The sequence below is a fragment of the Williamsia sp. z34 genome (genome assembly GCF_059553395.1).
This window is the reverse complement of the sequence record NZ_JCANWW010000002.1, coordinates 360,910-375,176: the sequence shown is the minus strand read 5'-3', so window position 1 is coordinate 375,176 and position 14,267 is coordinate 360,910. Positions and strand designations below refer to the sequence as shown.

Genomic DNA, 14,267 nt, shown 5'->3' with positions numbered 1-14,267 from the left:
AGGCTGCAAGTTGATCACAATCTCGGCGCCTCCGCCGGGGACAGGACCTGGGCCACCTGTAGCCAGGGCCGAACACCTCGATGCATCCCGCCCGCCGGGACACCGGCCTCGAGCAACGGGTGGGGCATTTGCTCGACGGCACCGGGCGAGACCTCGGCGAGCCACATCGCATACCTGACGATCACGCGGTGGTTACATCTGGTGACCCATCGAATCGGCTGACGCTACGGTCCGAACGCAATCGGAAAGCGGTATTCGAAAGTGTCCGACCCGTTCGATAGACTGCCCGATCTTCTCGGCTTTTTTGTCGAAATATGTTGCGGTGCAAGGAATGTAAGTCCTTCGAAAGCTTGTGCGAACCGGTTTTGGGCCGTAAACTTGTCCCATGGACTTCGGGGGAATGTTCGCCAGGTTGTCAGATCTGGCCGGGGATGATGCTGAGATTTCAGCTCGCACGGTGACGGTTATCCGACTCAATCATGTTGTGGAACAGATACTTTTCCGCCTGGTCGGTGAAGTCGATCGGCGCGGGTTGGCTCAGAAGTCGGGTGAGCGTTCCACCGCCGGACTGCTCCAGAAGGAGGGGATGGCGCCGGTGGCGGCCCATCGCTACGTACGGGTAGGCAAGATGCTCGGTGACATTCCATCAGTGGCGGCCTACGGTGTCGACGGAGCACTGTCGGGTGAGCATGTGGACTCGATCATCAAGGGCCTCAATCACATTGAGCGTCGGAATCCGGACTTACCCGATACTGATCGAGACGATTGTGTCCGAGGTTTGCTGACCGAGGCCTTGATGGCGAGTCCGGCGGCGGTGTCGGCGCGGGCACGCCACATGGCGATCGTGCTGTCGCCGCCGGACAAGCCGATCCCTGATGCCGAGAACCACGACCTCAACGAGTTCACCCTCGGCAACGGTGACGACGGACGCAGCCACGGCACCCTGGACCTGGACAACCTGCTGGGCGAGAAACTGCGGGTCGCGCTCGATCCGTTGTCGAAGCCGGTCCCCGAACCCGATGGGTCACTGGATCGTCGATCGAATGCCCAGATCCGCGCCGACGCTCTGGAGCAACTTCTCGATTCGTATCTCGATCAAGAGGATCGTCCGACGCGTGGCGGCGCCAAGGCGCCCACGTTGGCACCGGCCTTCGAGTGGACCGGACCCGCATCAGCATCAACCGCGCAGCTGGTGGCCTGTGATTCGGTGATCACCAAGATTCTGCTCGACAACAATTCGGTACCCCTCGATGTCGGCCGCGATCAACGAACCGTGACGCCGGCCATCCGCAAAGCGTTGATCGCCCGCGACCGAGGCTGCGCCTTCCCCGGATGTGATTGCCCGCCCGGCCGAACCGACGCCCACCACATCGACTTCTGGCGTAACGGTGGCGTCACCAGCCTGACCAACATGGTCCTGCTGTGCCGGCGACATCACCGCTACATCCACCACCGCGGCTGGGAAGTCTCCATCGGTTCCGATGGGCATCCGTGGTTCATCGCACCGGACGACACCAGTAGGACTCCAATCAAATCCAACGCCCGCCGCACCCTGACCACCGAACTCACCGCGGCCTGAGGTCGACGAGGCCACGACCGCCAGACCCGCCGGCTGACAGAGACTCTGCGCAGCAGGACCATTGACAACTTCACAGTGTGAGCCCCACAAAAGACAGATCGCCGGCGGCACGGGGCCGCCGGCGATCTGCCGATCCAGATTCTGCGTCTGGGAGCTACTTCTTCTCAGCAACCTCAGCAGGTGCCTGCTGTTGCTTCGGAGCCGGCGGCTTGGCGTCGATACCCGACTCCTTGCGCTGCTCCGGGGTGATGGGCGCCGGTGCATCGGTGAGCGGATCGATGCCGCCGCCCGACTTCGGGAACGCGATCACGTCGCGGATCGACGGCTGTCCCGCCAACAGCGCAGTGATCCGGTCCCAGCCGAAGGCGATTCCACCGTGCGGCGGTGCACCGTACGCGAATGCGTCGAGCAGGAAGCCGAACTTCTCCTGCGCTTCCTCATGCGAGATACCCATGATCTTGAAGACCAGTTCCTGGACCTCGCGCTTGTGGATACGGATCGAACCGCCACCGATCTCGTTGCCGTTGCAGACGATGTCGTAGGCGTAGGCCAGAGCGGCACCCGGATCGGTTTCGAGGACCTCGAGCGATTCCGGCTTGGGCGAGGTGAAGGCGTGGTGCACGGCGGTCCATGCGCCCGAACCGACGGCGACGTCACCGCTCGCGGTGGCTTCATCGGCAGGCTCGAACAGCGGCGCGTCGACAACCCAGGTGAAGGCCCAGTCGCCGTCCTTGATCAGTCCGAGCTTCTGTGCGATCTCGCCGCGGGCAGCACCGAGCAACGCGCGCTGAGCCTTGACCGGGCCGGCCGCGAAGAAGACGCAGTCGCCGGGGTTGGCACCGACATGGGCGACGAGTCCGTCGCGCTCGGCCTCCGACAGGTTCTTGGCCACCGGCCCACCGAGCGTGCCGTCTTCCTGCACCAGCACGTAGGCCAGCCCCTTGGCGCCGCGCTGCTTCGCCCATTCCTGCCATGCATCGAGCTGACGCCGTGGCTGGCTCGCTCCACCGGGCATCACGACCGCGCCCACGTACGGCGCCTGGAACACCCGGAACGGGGTGTCCTTGAAATAGTCGGTGCACTCGACGAGCTCGATACCGAAACGCAGATCGGGCTTGTCGCTGCCGAACCGGCGCATCGCGTCGGCATAGGTGATCCGCGGGATCGGGGTCTGCACGTCGTAGCCGATCAGCTTCCAGAGCGCGACCAGAATCTGCTCACCGAGTGCAATGATGTCGTCCTGCTCGACGAAGCTCATCTCGATGTCGAGCTGAGTGAACTCCGGCTGGCGGTCGGCGCGGAAATCCTCGTCGCGGTAGCAACGGGCGATCTGGAAGTAACGCTCCATGCCGGCCACCATCAGCAGCTGCTTGAACAGCTGCGGGCTCTGCGGCAGGGCGTAGAACGTGCCGGGCTGCAGGCGTGCCGGGACCAGGAAGTCGCGCGCACCCTCAGGTGTGGAACGGGTCAGCGTCGGGGTCTCGATCTCGACGAAGTCCTGCTCCAACAGCACATTTCGGGCGGCCTGGTTGACCTTCGAACGCAACCGCAGTGCCGAACCGGGACCCTCGCGACGGAGGTCGAGGTAGCGGTACTTGAGCCGGGCCTCTTCACCCGGGTTCTCGTCGAGCTGGAACGGCAGCGGCGCCGACTCGTTGAGAACGACCAGTTCGGTGGCGTTGATCTCGATCTCGCCGGACTTCAGGTTGGGGTTCTCGCTACCCGCCGGACGCTGCTCGACAACGCCGGTCACCTGAACGCAGTATTCGGCGCGCAGTCGGTGCGCGGGGGTGGCGACAGCCTCGTCCCGGAACACGACCTGCACGAGGCCGGAGCTGTCCCGCAGATCGATGAAGATCACGCCGCCGTGGTCGCGTCGGCGCGCCACCCAGCCGGTCAACGTCACGGTCTGCCCGGCGTTCGCGGCTCGCAGTGATCCGGCAAATTGGGTGCGCAGCACAATAGTCCTCTCAAAGCTGACGATTTCGTATCGTGCAACATCCTACGGCTGTCCTGATCGGCCAAGGACGGCACTGCTCGTGCAATGCTGACCGCATGACTTTTCGAGGCAACGGACCCTTGGATACCGGCAACGTTTCGGGCGGCGGCGGAGGCCGTGGCAAGTTCGCCATCGGCGGCGGAGCGGGCCTGATCATCGTGATCGCGGCCGCGCTGTTCGGATTCGATCCGGGCATTCTGGGATTGGGCAGTGACGGATCGACCTCGACGTACTCGTCGCAGGACCAGTCCGCCCTCGACGAGCAGATCAACAACTGCACCATCGAGAAAGCCAACACCGACACCGTGTGCCGGATCGTGGCCACCACCAACAGCCTCGACGACGCGTGGTCAGAGCTCATGCCGGGATACGAACCGCCGAGGACGGTCATCTTCGAGGGCAGCGTCGACACCGCGTGCGGACCGGCCACCTCAGATGTCGGTCCCTTCTACTGCCCCGGCGACCAGACCGCGTACTTCGACCCGTCGTTCTTCGACGTCCTGAGCGATCAGCTCGGCGGTGGAGACGGACCGCTGGCCCAGGAATATGTCGTCGCCCACGAGTACGGCCACCACATCGAATACCTGACCGGAGCCCTGCAGAAAGGTCAGCGCATGGGCGCTGCCGGCCCCACCTCGGGATCGGTACGGATCGAACTGCAGGCCGACTGCCTGGCCGGGGTGTGGGCGTATCACGCCGACAAGGGACCTGACGCGATGCTCGAGCCGCTGACGCAGCAACAGATCAACGACGTCATCAAGACCGCCAAGGCGATCGGCGACGACGCCATCGGCGGTGACGCATCCAACCCGGAGGGCTGGACCCACGGCTCATCCGAGCAGCGGGTCCGCTGGTTCAATGTCGGCTACAGCGCCGGTGACCCGAACTCCTGCAACACCTTCGATGCGGCGAGCCTGTGAGCCGGTCCAGCGCGATCGACCGGATCGCCGACAACCACCTCGAACGCTCCTGTGCACTCAACCCGATCGAGGCCACGCACCTCGGGGTCTCCGGGTTCGACGATCAGCTGCCCGACTTCTCGCCGGAGGGCGAGGCGGATCGCGTGTCCGAACGGCGGGCGGCGCTGAACTCTCTGGCGGCGGCAACGATCGCCGACGACGTCGACCGCGTCACGGTGGCCACGATGTCCGACCAGTTGGGACGCGCCCTGGCGGTCGACGATGCGGGTTTGCGGATCGGTGAGGTCAACGTCATCGAATCGCCGCTACAGGGCGTCCGCGACGTCTTCGATCTGATGTCCACGACCACCACCGGCGAACAGGAGGTGTTCCTGGCCCGGTTGTCGCAAGTACCGTCCTGCGTGGAATCGATCGTCGCCGGCATCCGTCATCGCCTGCAGACCGGTCCCCCGCTGGTGAGCAGGCAGGTGAGCCTCTGCGCGGCTCAGGCCGACGCCGCAACGGGGTCGATCTTCAGCAACGCCACCGCGATCGAAACCACCGACAGAGTCGACCTGCTCGACGATCTGCGTGGCCGGGTGGGCGCTGCGATGACCGAACTCGCAGCGGTCCTGCGTGAGGAGGTCCTGCCCCGGACCATCGACGTCGATGCCGTCGGCCGCGACCGCTACCTACTCCATTCCGCCGAGTTCGTCGGTGCCGACATCGACGTCGACGACGCCTACGCCTGGGGTCTCGATCTCCTCGAATCGATTGTCGCCGAACAGGAGGCGCTGGCCGCCCAGATCGCGCCCGGCGCCGGCGTGGGCGGCGCACTGGAGGCGTTGAACAACGATCCGCGCTACCAGATGACCGACCGCGGCGACTTCGTCGCGTGGATGCAGGACCTGTCCGACCGCGCGACCGAGGAGGTCGGCCGGCTGCACTTCGAGATCCCGCCGCAGCTGACCGCACTGGAATGCCGACTGGCCCCGGCGGCCACCGGGATCATCTACTACACGATGCCCAGCGAAGACCTGAGCCGTCCGGGACGGATGTGGTGGTCGGTGCCGCCGGAGCAACGGGTGTTCCACACCTGGCAGGAAACAACCACGGTGTTCCACGAAGGTGTCCCGGGCCATCACCTGCAACTGGGGTCGGCCATGGTGAGTCCGGAACTGAACCGCTGGCGCAAGCTCGCCTCGTTCACGTCCGGCCACGGTGAGGGGTGGGCGCTCTACGCCGAGCGGCTGATGGGTGAACTGGGCTGGCTCGACGATCCGGGCGACCGGATGGGCATGCTCGACTCCCAGCGACTGCGAGCGGCCCGTGTGGTCGTCGACATCGGCGTGCACTGCGGACTGACGGCACCCGCGGCGGTCGGGGGTGGCACCTGGGATGCCGACAAGGCCTGGCAATTCCTGAGCTCGGCGGTCGCGATGGACAAGACGGTGCTGCGCTTCGAGCTCAACCGCTACCTGGGCTGGCCCGGTCAGGCTCCGTCCTACGCACTGGGACAACGGGTCTGGCAGCAGGCCCGCGACAACTATCTGCGCGCCCACCCCGACGATTCGCTCAAGGACTTCCATCGCAAGGCGCTCGCGCTCGGCGGTGTCAGTCTCGACGTGCTGCAAACCGAACTGCGCTGACCGCCCCTCCAGCCAACAAACGAGCCGGAAATACGAAGACGAGCCACATATTTGTGGCTCGTCTTCGCAAAGGTGGCTCGTTTGGGCTGGGTCGTCGGAGGGGTGGGCGCTACCCGGGTGCGTTCTCGGCGGTCGGGAACTCCGGGGTGTGGGCCTGACTCCCCCACGTGCGGCCCGTATACGGGGCCGGCGCCGGATCACCGTCGACGGTGAAGGTGCAGGCGGTAACACTGGCCACCATCAGAACCCCCATCGCCATCGCTGCCCACCGGCGCCGCGCCCCCACCGCACTACCCCGCGGCCAGTGCCGAGTTGATGTGCGCCACGACGCCTTCGAGTGAGACGCGCTGCTGCTCACCGTTGGACAGGTCCTTGAGTTCGACCTGACCGTCGGCGAGTTCGTTCTCGCCGAGCACCAGCGCAAAACGTGCGCCCGAGCGGTCGGCGGCCTTCATTGCACCCTTGAGACCGCGCCCGCCGTAGGCGATGTCGGCGCGAACACCCGCGGCTCGCAGGCGACCGGTGATCGCGACGAGCTCGTCCTTGGCGGCCTCACCCATCGGGACACCGAACACCTCACAGCGCGCATCACCGACGGCGGCGATGCCTTCGGCCTCCAGGGCGAGCACGGTCCGGTCGACGCCGAGGCCGTAGCCGATGCCCGACAACTCCTGCTTGCCGCCGAGCTGCTTCATCAGGCCGTCGTAGCGCCCACCGCCACCGATGCCGGATTGCGCACCGAGACCGTCGTGCACGAACTCGAAGGTGGTCTTCGTGTAGTAGTCGAGGCCACGCACCAGGCGCGGATTCTTCTCGTACGGAACGCCGAGCCGGTCGAGGTGACCGATCACCGCGTCGTAGTGCTCGCGCGCCGAGTCCGACAGATAGTCGATCATCAGCGGCGCCGAGGCGGTGGCCTCACGGATGTGTGGACGCTTGTCGTCGAGGACGCGCAGCGGGTTGATCTCGGCGCGACGACGGGTTTCCTCGTCCAAGTCGAGACCGAAGAGGAATTGCTGCAACACTCTCCGGTACTGCGGGCGGCAGGTGTCGTCACCGAGCGAGGTGATCTCGAGCCGGAATCCGGTCAGTCCCAGACGCCGAAAACCCTCGTCGGCGATGGCGATGACCTCGGCGTCGAGCGCCGGATCATCGATACCGATCGCCTCGACACCCACTTGCTGCAGCTGCCGGTACCGACCGGTCTGCGGCTTCTCGTAGCGAAAGAACGGTCCGGCGTAGGACAGTTTGACCGGCAGCTGTCCCCGATCGAGGCCGTGCTGGATCACCGCACGCATCACACCGGCGGTGCCCTCGGGGCGCAGTGTCACCGAGCGGTCGCCGCGGTCGGCGAAGGTGTACATCTCCTTGGAGACGACGTCGGTCGACTCTCCGACGCCGCGAGCGAACAGCGCGGTGTCCTCGAAGATGGGGAGCTCGATGTGCGAGTACCCGGCAAGTCTTGCTGCGCGCGTCAGGGTGTCGCGTACCGCCACGAACTGCGCCGACTGCGGTGGCACATAGTCCGGTACACCTCGTGGAGCCTGAAATCCGGCATTCACAGCCCGTGACGTCCCTTCTTGGGTTGATCGGCCGAACCAGACGCGGTCAGGTCGGCGAGAAATGGATTGGTGGCGCGTTCGCGGCCGATGTTGGTCTGCTCGCCGTGGCCCGGCAGGACCACGGTGTCGTCGTCGAGCGGCAGCAGCCGATCGGCGATCGAGTCGAGGAGTTGCTGATGGCTACCGCCGGGAAGGTCGGTCCGCCCGATGGAACCGGCGAACAGAACGTCACCGGAAAAGCACACCGGCACAGTGCCCTCGGGGGTCACGACGTCGATACCGAACAGCACCGAGCCCTGGGTGTGGCCGGGCGCGAGGTCGACACGGAAGGAGATCCCACCGACGTCGATCGTTTCCCGGTCGGTCAGTTCGATGACCTTCTCGGGCTCACGGAACACCGTGTCACCGATGATCTGGGACATCGCCCGCCCGATGCCGACGCCGGGATCGGCGAGCATCGGCCGGTCGGCGGGATGGATGTAGGCCGGGATGGTGAACTCGTCGCACAGCTCCGCGGCATTCCAGGTGTGATCGAGATGCCCGTGGGTCAACAGGACCGCCACCGGATTCAGCCGATGTTCGGAAAGTATCTCCCGGACACCCGGGGCCGCATCCTGACCTGGGTCGATGATGATCGCATCACTGCCGGCACCGTTCGCCACCACATAACAATTGGTGGCGAACACACCGGCGGGGAAACCCGTGATCAGCATGGTCTGTTCTCCTGGGTCGTAAGGACGTGTTCCACCATCATCCCAGCACCGGTGAATCCTGTGTGCCACGGCCATCGGTTCCGGTCCGGCGCGCCGGGGCCATGCCCATATAACGTGCTCTCAGCAAGTGCTGGCAGACTCGCATCGGTGTCCCGCACCCGGGGCGCGGTCAGACGTACGACTTTGACGGAGGTTCTCTGCAGTGTCGAGCAGCAACAACGAGCAACGCCGGCTAGCGGCCAAACGCAAGCTGGAGAAGCGGTTGGAGCGGCAGCAGCAGGCCGCGCGCAAACGAAAATTGATCATCATCGGCAGCTCGGTCGCCGTGGTGCTCATCGTCGCCGCAGGTGTGACCGCCTTCACCGTCAAGAAGGTGTCCGACGACAACGAGAAGGCCCGCTGGGCTGCCTGCGCGTTCACCCCGAATGACGTAGACCCGCTGGCGTCGCTTCCGCCGATCGAAGAGGTACCGGCCGAGCAGCAGGCGGAATACCTGAAGTACAAGGACGAGCTGACCGCGGGGATGGCCAACAAGCGCACCACCCCGATGCCCGGTGACAAGCAACTCAAGAGCGGCGTCGTCGACGCCTTGTTCACCACCAACCAGGGTGAACTGCCCATGACACTCGATCGCGAGGACGCGCCCTGCAACGTCGGCGCCTTCGAGACGATGATCAAGGCCGGCTACTACAACGACACCACCTGCCATCGTCTGACCACCGAGGGGATCAAGGTGCTGCAGTGCGGCGACCCGACGGCCACTGGTGCCGGCGGACCCGGTTGGCAGAGTCCCGACGAGGCGCCCACCACCCTGGCGCCGGCCGAGGGCGACACCACCGGTCAGTCGGTCGTCTACCCGCGCGGCACCATCGCCGTGGCGAACAGCGGGCAGGAGAACACCGGCGCCAGCCAGTTCTTCATGGTGATCGAGGACAGCACGCTGGCACCGAGCTACTCGGTGATCGGCACGGTCGATCCGGCCGGACTCGAGGTCCTCGACAAGGTCCTGGGCGCCGGGGTCGCACCCGGTGCCGACGGTGCAGCGTCCACCGATGGCAAGCCGGTACTGCCGGTGGAGATCCTCACCGCGACCGTCACCAGCTGAACATCGGCACCGAAAGACAAAGAAACCCGGCCGCCCCCGAAGGGACGGCCGGGTTTCTTGTTCGGTTGACGCCGGATTCCGGCTCTAGGCGGCCGAGGTGACCCGATAGACGTCGTAGACGCCTTCGACGTTGCGCACCACATTGAGTACGTGCCCAAGGTGTTTGGGATCGCCCATCTCGAACGTGAACTTGCTGATCGCCACCCGATCGCGACTGGTCGTCACCGAGGCGGACAGGATGTTGACCCGCTCATCCGCGAGGACCCGGGTCACGTCCGAGAGCAACCGCGACCGGTCGAGCGCCTCGACCTGGATCGCGACCAGGAAGACCGACGACGGTGACGGCGCCCATTTGACGTCGATGATCCGTTCGGATTGCTCGCGCAGCGATCCCGCGTTGGTGCAGTCGGTGCGGTGCACGCTGACCCCGCCGCCGCGGGTGACGAAGCCCATGATCTCGTCGCCCGGGACCGGGGTGCAGCATTTGGCCAGTTTGGCGAGCACGCCGTCGGCACCGGGGACGACCACGCCGGCGTCACCGGTCTGACGGACCGGCGACGGCATGGTCGAGGGCGTCGACCGTTCGGCCAGCGCCTCCTGCGCGTCCTCGAGTCCACCGAGTTGCGCGACCAGACGGCTGACCACATGTCGTGCCGACACATGGCCCTCGCCGACGGCGGCATACAGCGCCGAGACATCGGCGAACCGCAGTTCGCTCGCGATCGCACTCATCGAGTCACTGTTGAGCAGTCGCTGGATCGGAAGCCCGCCGCGGCGAACCTCTTTGGCGATCGCGTCCTTGCCGGACTCGAGTGCCTCCTCACGACGCTCCTTGGCGAACCATTGCCGGATCTTGGCCGTGGCCCGAGGGCTGACGACAAAGCTCTGCCAGTCCCGCGACGGACCGGCCGTTGCCGCCTTGGAGGTGAAAACCTCGACCACTTCACCGTTCTCGAGCTTGCGTTCGAGTGCGACGAGCCGACCGTTGACCCTCGCGCCGATGCAGCGGTGACCGACCTCGGTGTGCACCGCGTAGGCGAAGTCGACCGGGGTCGACCCCATCGGGAGGGTGATCACATCACCCTTCGGGGTGAAGACAAAGATCTCCTTGACCGCCAGGTCGTACCGCAGCGATTCGAGGAACTCGCCGGGATCGGCTGCCTCCCTTTGCCAATCGAGCAACTGGCGCATCCACGCCATGTCGTCGATCTCCGCGGCCTCCGACCCGGCCTTGGCACCGTTCTTGCCCCGGGTCTCCTTGTACCGCCAGTGCGCCGCGATGCCGAACTCGGCGGTGCGGTGCATGTCGCGGGTCCGGATCTGGACTTCCAGCGGCTTGCCCTCGGGACCGATCACCGTGGTGTGCAGCGACTGGTAGACCCCGTATCGGGGCTGCGCGATGTAGTCCTTGAACCGTCCGGCCATCGGCTGCCAGAGCGAATGCACCACGCCCACAGCGGCATAACAGTCCCGGAGGTCGTCGCACAGGATGCGCATCCCGACCAGGTCGTGGATGTCGTCGAACTCGCGACCCTTGACGATCATCTTCTGGTAGATCGACCAGTAATGCTTGGGCCGGCCCTCCACGGTTGCCGTGATGCGCGAACCCTCGAGCGATTTGATGATGTCGGCCCGCACCCGGGCCAGATAGGTGTCCCGCGACGGTGCCCGGTCGGCGACGAGCCGGACGATCTCCTCGTATCGCTTCGGGTGCAGGATCGCGAAGGCCAGGTCCTCGAGCTCCCACTTGACCGTCGCCATGCCCAGGCGATGTGCCAGCGGGGCGATGACCTCGAGGGTCTCGCGCGCCTTGCGGGCCTGCTTCTCGGGCGGCAGGAAGCGCATCGTCCGCATGTTGTGCAGCCGGTCGGCCACCTTGATCACCAACACCCGCGGGTCGCGGGCCATCGCGATGATCATCTTGCGGATGGTCTCGGCCTCCGCGGCATTGCCCAAGGCGACCTTGTCGAGTTTGGTCACACCGTCGACGAGATGCGCCACCTCCTGCCCGAAGTCGTCGGAGAGCTCCTCGAGCGAGTACCCGGTGTCCTCGACGGTGTCGTGCAGCAACGCCGCCACCAAGGTGGTGGTGTCCATCCCGAGGTCGGCGAGGATCGTCGCCACCGCAAGCGGGTGCGTGATGTACGGGTCACCGGACTTTCGGAACTGACCGCTGTGGCGCGCCTCTGCGGTGTCGTAGGCCCGCTGCAGCACATGAACGTCGGCTTTGGGGTAAACATCGCGATGGAGGGCGACCAGGGGCTCCAGAACGGGCCTGATCGAACTCTTGGTCGCCGTCATCCGACGGGCCAGGCGGGCACGCACCCGCCGCGACGCCGACGTCGATACCGCGGCACCTCCGGTCTTCGCCTCGGACTCTTTCTCACCGGTGGTCACCGATGCAGCCCGGGGAGCTTCGTCAGCCATCTGTCACCTCCGTTTGTCGAATCAAGCCTAGTCGTCTCAGCCCGGAGCCAGCGCCGAGAGGGCGACTCCGGCGCAGGCACCGGTGACGGCCTCCCGGCCGCCGAGTCCTTCGAGTTCCATCACCACCGCGATCGCCACCGGGATCGCACCTGCCTGCTGCAGCAGTTTCACCGCGGCGATCACGGTCCCACCGGTGGCCAGGACGTCGTCGATGACGAGCACGCGACGCCCGGACAGGTCGAGTCCGTCGGCCGGGATCTCCAGGCTGGCGGATCCATACTCGAGTGAGTAGCTCTCGGTCAGCACGGGCGGGGGCAGTTTGCCTGCCTTACGCATCGCCAGCACGCCGGTACCGAGGTGAAGTGCAACACCTGATCCCAACAAAAATCCGCGGGCATCGATTCCCGCCACCAGGTCGACGCCGTCGGCGCCACCGGCGGCCAGCCCGGTGATCACCGCACGCAGTCCCTCGGGGTCGGCCAGCACCGGCGAGAGGTCCTTGAATTGGATTCCCGGAGACGGGAAGTCGGCCACCCTGCGGGTGAGTCGCTCGATCGCCGCGAGAGCGTCGTGGCCGATCGGGGCCTTGCTGTCCATCTGGTGCTTCCTCAATCTCGTTTTGATCAGCTGTCGGTCAACAGCCAGCGGTCGATGTTCCAGCCCGAGCCCGTTCTGGACATCCCCATCACCACATTGTTCACATTGTCCCCCGCGAGCCGGGTACGTGCCTCCACGAACAGCGGCAGCACCGGCATGTCCCGCCACAGCAGTGTCTCGATCTCCCGCAGCAGCGGCAGTCGGCCGCCGGGCGGAACGGTTACCGCGAGCTGGCCGATCAGTGCCGATACCCGACTGTTGTCGTATCGCCCGACGTTGATCGGTTCGCCGCGCACGAACGCGTAACTGTCGCGGGTCGGGTCGGCTGCCCCGGTGGCCGCGAATCCGTTGCCGGAGGCGGTGATCAGCACATCGACGTCGCCCCCCAGACTCCCCGGACCCACATCGGGACCCGCCGTGTCGGTGACGGTCACGTCGGCACGTCCACAGCTCGCGGCGATGGCGGCGACCATCTGGGCCCGCCGACCATCCGGCGCGACATAGCCGATCCGTACGGCCAACGGCGGCATCCCGGGGCGGGCGGAGGCCAGTTCCGCGCGGGTCCGATCGGGCTCGGCCCGCAGGTACCGTCCGCCGAACTGTGCGTTCACCGCCTCGGACAACAGATCGTCCGGACCTAGGATGTGATTGTTGACCACCGGTGTTCCCCGACCGAACTCGCGAGCCATGCTGTCGCGCGGAACACACGCGGCAAAAGCCCGCCGGACAGCGGGGTCGGCGAACACACCGTCGCCGGAGAAGACAAGACGTTCGACACCGAGTGACGAGGCGGGTACCACCGAACCGGGAACGATCGGTTCGGGCTTCCCCGGTCGGCGCGGGGCGGGGTCGACCCCGTAGGTCCCGGCCGCGATGTCGAGCACATCGATCGAACCGCCATCGCCGCCGGCGATCTTCTCCGTCATCTCGGTCCGCCGTGGCCAGACGGTGGCCCGGGGTGTCGCCGGCTCGTCACCCCACCAACGCTCGTTCGCCACCAGGACCAATCCGCCCTCGGGGGTGTACTCCTCGACACGCAGCGGCCCCAGCGCCGGATATCGGTCGGCCTCGACCTCACCCGGCACCAACGGCCACGCCGCGTTCCATACCCTTGCGAGTTCGGCCCTGGCCTGCGGATCGGAGCCGTTGATGACGTCGACGACGGACGGCACACCCATCTGCTGGGTGATCACCTGCGGCGGCAGCAGGGTGCCGGCGCCGAAGAGCGACTTCCAGTCCTTGTATGCGCGACCGTGTTTGAAGGTGACCATCGCCGTCCGGGCTCCCGGTCGGCAGTCGATGTTCTCGATGTCGCGATACCCGGCGGTGCTGGCCACGTCGAAGTCCCCGACCGCGCCGTTGTGCGCCGCCCAGGCCAACATCAACGCGTCACAGGTCAACGGGACCCCGTCGCTGTAGACCGCCTGCGGGTTGATCTGGTATCGGACGACCAGACCTCCGTCGTCGCTGTCGGCGACGACGGAGGTACCGATGTCGGTGTCCGCGAGCGCACTGCCGTCGGGGCCCAGATAGCTGAAACCGGGAAGCACTCGCGACAGCGCCATCAGGGCGCCCTCGGTGGACCCACCCAGCGAACTCGGGTTATAGGTCGTCACCGCACCATCGATGACGTAGTTCACGGTCTCCGCAGGCGGATCGGAGCAGGCGCTGACCGATCCCAGTACACACATCCCGGCGATTGCCATTGCCAGGAGCCCGCGGATTCTCATCAACCGT

General features: G+C 66.0%; 12 protein-coding genes. 4 read left to right on the top strand and 8 right to left on the bottom strand.

Annotated elements, in window-relative coordinates:
• Window positions 1–14: 14 nt before the first annotated feature.
• The gene (locus AC51GT_RS06115) at window positions 15–185 is read right to left on the bottom strand and encodes a hypothetical protein (protein ID WP_496328195.1); all 171 of its coding nucleotides are present in this window, start codon (window positions 183–185) and stop codon (window positions 15–17) included.
• 200 nt (window positions 186–385) lie between these two features.
• On the opposite strand from AC51GT_RS06115, the gene AC51GT_RS06110 reads away from it, so the two are divergent.
• A complete protein-coding gene (locus AC51GT_RS06110) occupies window positions 386–1,579 on the top strand; it encodes an HNH endonuclease signature motif containing protein (protein ID WP_496328194.1) in 1,194 nt (397 codons plus the stop codon).
• 154 nt (window positions 1,580–1,733) lie between these two features.
• Here the strand turns inward: AC51GT_RS06110 and aspS are convergent, their stop codons facing one another.
• Complete coding sequence (aspS, locus tag AC51GT_RS06105; RefSeq protein ID WP_496325143.1) at window positions 1,734–3,539, bottom strand: aspartate--tRNA ligase; 1,806 nt, start codon at window positions 3,537–3,539, stop codon at window positions 1,734–1,736.
• 95 nt (window positions 3,540–3,634) lie between these two features.
• Between aspS and ypfJ the strand changes: the two genes are divergently transcribed.
• Both ypfJ and AC51GT_RS06095 read left to right on the top strand, forming a co-directional pair.
• Window positions 3,635–4,498, top strand: a complete 864-nt coding sequence (gene ypfJ / locus AC51GT_RS06100) for a KPN_02809 family neutral zinc metallopeptidase (protein WP_496325144.1) — start codon at window positions 3,635–3,637, stop codon at window positions 4,496–4,498.
• Complete coding sequence (locus AC51GT_RS06095; protein ID WP_496328193.1) at window positions 4,495–6,126, top strand: DUF885 domain-containing protein; 1,632 nt, start codon at window positions 4,495–4,497, stop codon at window positions 6,124–6,126. Before ypfJ ends, AC51GT_RS06095 begins: the two co-directional genes overlap by 4 nt.
• 109 nt (window positions 6,127–6,235) lie before the next feature.
• Here the strand turns inward: AC51GT_RS06095 and AC51GT_RS06090 are convergent, their stop codons facing one another.
• From AC51GT_RS06090 to AC51GT_RS06080, 3 genes are read right to left on the bottom strand one after another with little or no spacing between them, the layout of a single operon-like run.
• Window positions 6,236–6,385, bottom strand: a complete 150-nt coding sequence (locus tag AC51GT_RS06090) for a hypothetical protein (RefSeq protein ID WP_496328192.1) — start codon at window positions 6,383–6,385, stop codon at window positions 6,236–6,238.
• A 31-nt stretch (window positions 6,386–6,416) separates the two neighbouring features.
• Window positions 6,417–7,688 carry a histidine--tRNA ligase gene (hisS, locus tag AC51GT_RS06085; RefSeq protein WP_496328191.1) on the bottom strand — a complete coding sequence of 424 codons (1,272 nt, stop codon included), beginning with the start codon at window positions 7,686–7,688 and terminating at the stop codon, window positions 6,417–6,419.
• A complete protein-coding gene (locus AC51GT_RS06080) occupies window positions 7,685–8,401 on the bottom strand; it encodes an MBL fold metallo-hydrolase (protein WP_496328190.1) in 717 nt (238 codons plus the stop codon). The genes hisS and AC51GT_RS06080 overlap by 4 nt, the downstream gene beginning before the upstream one ends.
• Window positions 8,402–8,603: 202 nt before the next feature.
• Between AC51GT_RS06080 and AC51GT_RS06075 the strand changes: the two genes are divergently transcribed.
• The gene (locus tag AC51GT_RS06075; protein WP_496328189.1) at window positions 8,604–9,506 is read left to right on the top strand and encodes a peptidylprolyl isomerase; all 903 of its coding nucleotides are present in this window, start codon (window positions 8,604–8,606) and stop codon (window positions 9,504–9,506) included.
• Window positions 9,507–9,590: 84 nt separating this feature from the next.
• Here the strand turns inward: AC51GT_RS06075 and AC51GT_RS06070 are convergent, their stop codons facing one another.
• From AC51GT_RS06070 to AC51GT_RS06060, 3 genes are read right to left on the bottom strand one after another with little or no spacing between them, the layout of a single operon-like run.
• The gene (locus tag AC51GT_RS06070) at window positions 9,591–11,933 is read right to left on the bottom strand and encodes a RelA/SpoT family protein (protein WP_496328188.1); all 2,343 of its coding nucleotides are present in this window, start codon (window positions 11,931–11,933) and stop codon (window positions 9,591–9,593) included.
• Window positions 11,934–11,969: 36 nt separating this feature from the next.
• Window positions 11,970–12,530, bottom strand: coding sequence for an adenine phosphoribosyltransferase (locus tag AC51GT_RS06065; protein ID WP_496325151.1), 561 nt, complete (start codon window positions 12,528–12,530; stop codon window positions 11,970–11,972).
• A 26-nt stretch (window positions 12,531–12,556) separates the two neighbouring features.
• Window positions 12,557–14,260, bottom strand: coding sequence for an ABC transporter substrate-binding protein (locus AC51GT_RS06060; protein WP_496328187.1), 1,704 nt, complete (start codon window positions 14,258–14,260; stop codon window positions 12,557–12,559).
• Window positions 14,261–14,267: the final 7 nt, after the last annotated feature.

Excerpts from the sequence above, each read along its gene's own strand:
- AC51GT_RS06110 (WP_496328194.1), top strand. The coding sequence starts at position 386 with ATGGACTTCGGGGGAATGTTCGCCAGGTTGTCAGATCTGGCCGGGGAT.
- ypfJ (WP_496325144.1), top strand. The coding sequence starts at position 3,635 with ATGACTTTTCGAGGCAACGGACCCTTGGATACCGGCAACGTTTCGGGC.
- AC51GT_RS06090 (WP_496328192.1), bottom strand. The coding sequence starts at position 6,385 with ATGGCGATGGGGGTTCTGATGGTGGCCAGTGTTACCGCCTGCACCTTC.
- AC51GT_RS06080 (WP_496328190.1), bottom strand. The coding sequence starts at position 8,401 with ATGCTGATCACGGGTTTCCCCGCCGGTGTGTTCGCCACCAATTGTTAT.
- AC51GT_RS06070 (WP_496328188.1), bottom strand. The coding sequence starts at position 11,933 with ATGGCTGACGAAGCTCCCCGGGCTGCATCGGTGACCACCGGTGAGAAA.
- AC51GT_RS06065 (WP_496325151.1), bottom strand. The coding sequence starts at position 12,530 with ATGGACAGCAAGGCCCCGATCGGCCACGACGCTCTCGCGGCGATCGAG.
- AC51GT_RS06060 (WP_496328187.1), bottom strand. The coding sequence starts at position 14,260 with ATGAGAATCCGCGGGCTCCTGGCAATGGCAATCGCCGGGATGTGTGTA.